Origin of the sequence: Emticicia sp. (assembly GCF_043780375.1) — a bacterium.
Classification (GTDB): Bacteria; Bacteroidota; Bacteroidia; order Cytophagales; family Spirosomataceae; genus Emticicia.
This window is the reverse complement of sequence record NZ_JAYWCU010000230.1, coordinates 1-5,097: the sequence shown is the minus strand read 5'-3', so window position 1 is coordinate 5,097 and position 5,097 is coordinate 1. Positions and strand designations below refer to the sequence as shown.

Annotated in this window: 6 protein-coding genes; all 6 read right to left on the bottom strand. The window is 36.6% G+C overall.

The features are described 5' to 3' along the window. Positions 1-165: 165 nt before the first annotated feature. The 6 genes from ACH2CJ_RS17805 to ACH2CJ_RS17780 all read right to left on the bottom strand — a co-directional run bounded on the left by ACH2CJ_RS17805 (position 166) and on the right by ACH2CJ_RS17780 (position 4,975). Positions 166-741, bottom strand: a complete 576-nt coding sequence (locus ACH2CJ_RS17805; RefSeq protein WP_394994739.1) for an OmpH family outer membrane protein — start codon at positions 739-741, stop codon at positions 166-168. Positions 742-900: 159 nt separating this feature from the next. After that, complete coding sequence (gene leuB, locus ACH2CJ_RS17800; RefSeq protein WP_394994736.1) at positions 901-1,971, bottom strand: 3-isopropylmalate dehydrogenase; 1,071 nt, start codon at positions 1,969-1,971, stop codon at positions 901-903. Positions 1,972-2,025: 54 nt separating this feature from the next. Next, on the bottom strand, positions 2,026-2,310 hold the full coding sequence (locus tag ACH2CJ_RS17795) for a four helix bundle protein (protein ID WP_394994733.1): 285 nt from the start codon (positions 2,308-2,310) through the stop codon (positions 2,026-2,028). Between the two features lie 69 nt (positions 2,311-2,379). Further along, complete coding sequence (locus ACH2CJ_RS17790; protein ID WP_394994731.1) at positions 2,380-3,873, bottom strand: alpha-isopropylmalate synthase regulatory domain-containing protein; 1,494 nt, start codon at positions 3,871-3,873, stop codon at positions 2,380-2,382. Positions 3,874-3,987: 114 nt separating this feature from the next. Further along, a complete protein-coding gene (gene leuD, locus ACH2CJ_RS17785) occupies positions 3,988-4,599 on the bottom strand; it encodes a 3-isopropylmalate dehydratase small subunit (protein WP_394994728.1) in 612 nt (203 codons plus the stop codon). A 49-nt stretch (positions 4,600-4,648) separates the two neighbouring features. After that, entirely contained in the window at positions 4,649-4,975 is a 327-nt protein-coding gene (locus tag ACH2CJ_RS17780) for a four helix bundle protein (RefSeq protein WP_394994726.1), read from the bottom strand. Between the last annotated feature and the right edge of the window lie 122 nt (positions 4,976-5,097).

Genomic DNA, 5,097 nt, shown 5'->3' with positions numbered 1-5,097 from the left:
TAGACTTCTTGCGAAAGTGTTTTATGATTGAAAAATAGTAGATTTTCAAGCGAAAATTGAGGAAATTTTGAAAGCATAGCACCGCTACGGTTGAAAAATTTCCTCAATTTGTAGCCGAAAAGATGGCGTTTTTCGACTTAAAATACTTTCGCAGGAAGTCTATTATTATTTCTTCGGCGGAGTACTGCCCATTTTCACCAAAACAGCATCTGAGAGGTCATCTTTGCCATTATCAGCCGAATAAAGCAAAACTGTATTTGATTCATTATTGCCCGAATCTGCGTTTCTTCTGAATACAATTTTATAACTTTTCTCGGCTGCTACGGTCTTTATAGTTGCGTTTACTTTCGCACGAATTGCTACAAATTTCGCTTGAATCATCTTTTGTAATTCAGCCTCTGAGGTAGTTTGAAATTCTTCTGCATCTTTTTTCAGATTCTGTACTTTCTTCAATTTTGCATTCAATGAATCGGTTGTAAGACCTGTAATATCTTTCATCATTGCCTGATAGATAGCATATTCTTCTTGATAGTTTTTAGCTTTTTGCTCTAATTTTGTTTCAAAAGTTACTTTTTTGGAAGCAATTTCGGCTTGCAAATTCTTTACATCATTAAGATTTTGTAGAATATAATCTTCATAAACATATCCTATTTTTAGACTTGGAAATGTTGTTTTTTGGGTTTGCGAAAAACCTAATTGACTGATTAGTAATATAATAGCAATAAAAACTGACTTTTTCATTAGATTGGTTTTGGTGATTTTTTAATCAAAATTACGCATTATTTTTTTCTGAAAACAGAAAAGGCGAGCAAAAACCCGCCTTTTCTATTAAACAATAACTGAAATTGAATTATTTGTATTTCTATGAACTATTTATTGACCATAGACTGTAAATTTTTCTTAGATTCTTGACAAAATTTGCTCACCCATTGCATCTGTTCCCAAAATCATAGCCTTTGGCGTAGAAACATCGGCTATATCTCCTGTTCGGAAACCTGCTTTCAAAGTCGCTTCAACAGCAGCGATAATTGCTTCCGACTCTGCTTTCAAGCCAAACGAAATATCAAGCATTAAAGCCACTGATAGAATCGAAGCTAATGGATTTGCAACACCTTTACCAGTAATATCGTGAGCCGAACCATGAATTGGCTCGTAAACCCCCGTACTGTCACCGATGGATGCTGAAGCCAACATTCCCATCGAACCAGCAATTTGTGACGCTTCGTCAGTCAAAATATCTCCAAAAAGATTTCCTGTTACAACTACGTCGAATTTACGTGGGTCTTTGATTAAAAGCATCGCAGCTGCATCAACAAATTGGTGCGAGAGTTCTACTTCTGGGTAATCTTTTGCTACTTCAAGTACCACTTCACGCCACAAACGACTACTTTCGAGTACGTTTGCTTTATCCACCGACATTAATTTTTTCCCACGAGTCATGGCTGCATCAAATGCTTTTCGAGCAATGCGTTCTACTTCATATTTGCTATAAATCATGGTGTCATACGCTGTGTTTCCGCCGTCAATACGCTCACGTTTCCCGAAGTAAACATCACCAGTCAATTCACGAAAAAACAAAATATCAGCACCTTTTAATAATTCAGGTTTGATGCTTGATGCATCTAATAACTCATCAAAAAGTTTGATTGGTCGAAGATTGGCATAAAGTCCTAATTCTTTACGCATTCTCAATAAACCTTGTTCTGGACGAACTTTTGCCGTAGGGTCATTGTCGTATTTTGGATGTCCTACTGCACCAAATAAAATGGCATCCGACGCCTTCATTTTTATGAGTGTTTCTTCAGGAAGTGGGTCGCCAGTTGCCTCGATAGCAGCATGACCGATCAATGCTTGGTCATAAGTAAATTCATGACCGAATTTTATAGCGATTTTCTCTACAACTTTTTTACCAACGGCAGTTACTTCCTGTCCTATTCCGTCACCTGGTACGATTAAGATATGTTTTTTCATTTTTTTGTTGAGGCACAAAGGGGCAAAGGCACAGAGGCACAAAGCAACAAAGTGTCATTTTTTTAATTTATAAATTAAACTTGATAACATTCTTTCAATCTCACGACTTAGTTCGAATAGAGTTTGAAAGTCATTTTCTGAAATATAATTGAGATTAAAGGCTATTTCTATTTGGGTTTGAACCTCAAAAAGAGAACCAATCGCAATTTGTAAAAATCGAGTATAATCTCCCGTACTATTTCTTCCATAGCCGTCTGCAATATTGCTTGGAATTGAAACAGCAGAACGTCTAACTGGTGAGGTAAGTCCAAATTGCATAGCCTTTTGCCAAACTATCAAATCTCGATATATTGTTTATTTAACTGCTACTTTGTGCCTTTGCACCTCTAAACCTTTGTGCCTATTCTCTCAAATTAAATTCAACATTTTCTGAGTAGCTTTAATGGCCGAAACAGTTTGGTCGCAATCTAATCCACGAGTTTTGAAACTTTTTGTTGGACATTCCCAACTAATAATCGTTTCACAAAGAGCATCAGTTTTTCCTCCAGGCGGAATTCTTACGGCATAATCTGTAAGGGTTGGAAGATTGATTTTCTTTTTTATATAAATCTTCTTCAAGGCATTCATAAAAGCATCATACTGACCATCGCCTTGGGCGTTTTCTTCAAAAACTTCTTCATCAATTTTTACCATCAATGAAACCGACGGGCGAAGGTTTTTTGAATGAGTCATTACGTAGTCCATCACCTGCACACGTTCCACAATTGCTTCACTATCAAGTACATCTGAAATAATGTACGGCAAATCTTCTTTCGTAACAACTTCCTTACGGTCGCCGAGTTCGATAATTCTTTGTGTAACTTTCTTGATTTCTTCTTGCGAAAGCGTAATACCTATTTCGTGGAGATTTTTCTCAATATTGGCTTTCCCAGAAGTTTTTCCGAGAGCGTATTTTCGAGTTCTGCCGAAGCGTTCGGGCATCAAATCATTAAAATACAGATTATTTTTGTTATCGCCGTCAGCGTGAATTCCTGCTGTTTGGGTAAAAACGTTTTCACCAATGACAGGTTTATTAACTGGAATACTAAAGCCAGAAAAGGTTTCAACGATTTTACTAACCGTATATAGCGATTGCTCAACAACCGAAGTCGTTACGTCGGGCATAAAATCATTTATAACGGCAATTGTACTCGACAAAGGAGCATTTCCTGTGCGTTCACCCATACCATTAACGGTTAAATGCAAACCTTGCACGCCTGCCCTAATGGCTTCCATAACATTGGCAACACCTAAATCGTAGTCGTTGTGGGCATGAAAATCAAAGTGATGCTTTGGATAACGCTCTACAATAGACTTCAAAAAAACGTATGTTTCTTGTGGCGTAAGTACACCCAAAGTATCTGGCAATAAAATTCGCTCAATAGGTTGCGTAGTCAAGAAATCAAGAAAACTAAAAACATAATCTCTCGAATTTCGCATGCCATTACTCCAATCTTCGAGATAAACGTTTGTTTTTATTCCTTTCAACTGAGCCAAAGTAATAACTTGGACGATTTCGCTAAAATGCTGTTCGGGCGTTTTCTTTAATTGATGTGTCAAATGATTCATTGAACCTTTAGTCAATAAATTCATCACTTTTGCACCCGCTTTGAGCATCCAATTGACCGAAGATTCACCATCAACAAAGGTTAAAACCTCTACTTTATCGAGAAAATCATGTTCTTTTGCCCATTTTGTAATTTTCTGTACAGCCAATAATTCTCCATCTGAAACTCGTGCAGAAGCAACTTCGATTCTATCGACTTTTACCTCGGTGAGCAACATTTGGGCAATAGCCAACTTCTCGGTGGCAGAAAAAGATACTCCGCTGGTTTGTTCACCATCACGGAGTGTTGTGTCCATTATTTCTATGTGTCGCATATTCAATCTTGAATGAGCGAATGAGTGAATGATAGAATAGATGAACGATGAAGATTAATTCACAATTCTATTATTCTATTATTCTATCATTCAAAATTAATAAAGACTCTTATCGGCAAAAGCGGCAATCTCAGCTTTCATTGACTGCAGATAATCAATATCATCGTAGCCATTAATCATGTTGTTCTTTTTGTAGCCATTGATTCCGAAATTTTCTTGCGGTCGGCGTTCCGCATCATCTGTTGTCAAAATAGTAATAGTTTGAGCAGGAAGATTTATTTCGAGTTCAACTTTTGGGTCTGCCTCAATAGCCAAGAAAATTTTATCCAAAAATGTTTCACTTACCTGTACAGGCAAGATTCCGATGTTTAATGAGTTTCCTTTGAAAATATCAGCAAAGAAACTCGAAACTACGCAACGGAAACCGTAATCGTAAATCGCCCAAGCGGCGTGTTCACGGCTCGAACCGCTACCGAAGTTTCGTCCGCCAACTAATATCTTTCCTGAATAAATAGGGTTATTCAAAACGAAATCTTGTTTCGGAGAATCATCGTTATTATAACGCCAATCTCTGAATAAGTTTTTATCAAAATCGACTCTACTCGTTGCTTTCAAGAAGCGTGCAGGAATGATTTGGTCAGTATCCACATTTTCGATTGGCATCGGAACTGCGGTGCTTTTAAGTACTGTAAATTTATCGTATGCCATTTTTAATCTTGCTTTATGCCATAAGCTGTATGCTATAGGCTAATTTTGTCTAAATTATTTTACTATTTAGCTTTTTTGCTAAATGATATAGCTTTTGCTTTACTAAATCTATAAATTTTAAATCGAAAGATAATTCCAAAAGATATTCTACTTCGTGTGCAGAACCAAGAGATATTTGAATGAAACGATGGAATTCAGCATCTGAATTTCTGCCACATCCCTCACTAACATTAGTTGGGATAGAAACTGCTGCTCTATTTAACTGACTTGTAATTCCATACTGTTCAGTTTTAGGAAAGTTTATTGTCTGTGAATACACCTGTAAAACCAAAGCGTGCGATAATTGCCAAACTTCATATTTTCTAAAATCTCTCATTTTTTATAGCTTTAGGCTGTATGCTATAAGAGTTTGTTTTGGAATTATATTCTGTTGATAATCAAAGAGATAAATGCAATTTGTATCATAGCTTCTGATGAAATTATTGTTTTTTCCACGTC

Excerpts from the sequence above, each read along its gene's own strand:
- ACH2CJ_RS17805 (WP_394994739.1), bottom strand. The coding sequence starts at position 741 with ATGAAAAAGTCAGTTTTTATTGCTATTATATTACTAATCAGTCAATTA.
- leuB (WP_394994736.1), bottom strand. The coding sequence starts at position 1,971 with ATGAAAAAACATATCTTAATCGTACCAGGTGACGGAATAGGACAGGAA.
- ACH2CJ_RS17790 (WP_394994731.1), bottom strand. The coding sequence starts at position 3,873 with ATGGACACAACACTCCGTGATGGTGAACAAACCAGCGGAGTATCTTTT.
- leuD (WP_394994728.1), bottom strand. The coding sequence starts at position 4,599 with ATGGCATACGATAAATTTACAGTACTTAAAAGCACCGCAGTTCCGATG.
- ACH2CJ_RS17780 (WP_394994726.1), bottom strand. The coding sequence starts at position 4,975 with ATGAGAGATTTTAGAAAATATGAAGTTTGGCAATTATCGCACGCTTTG.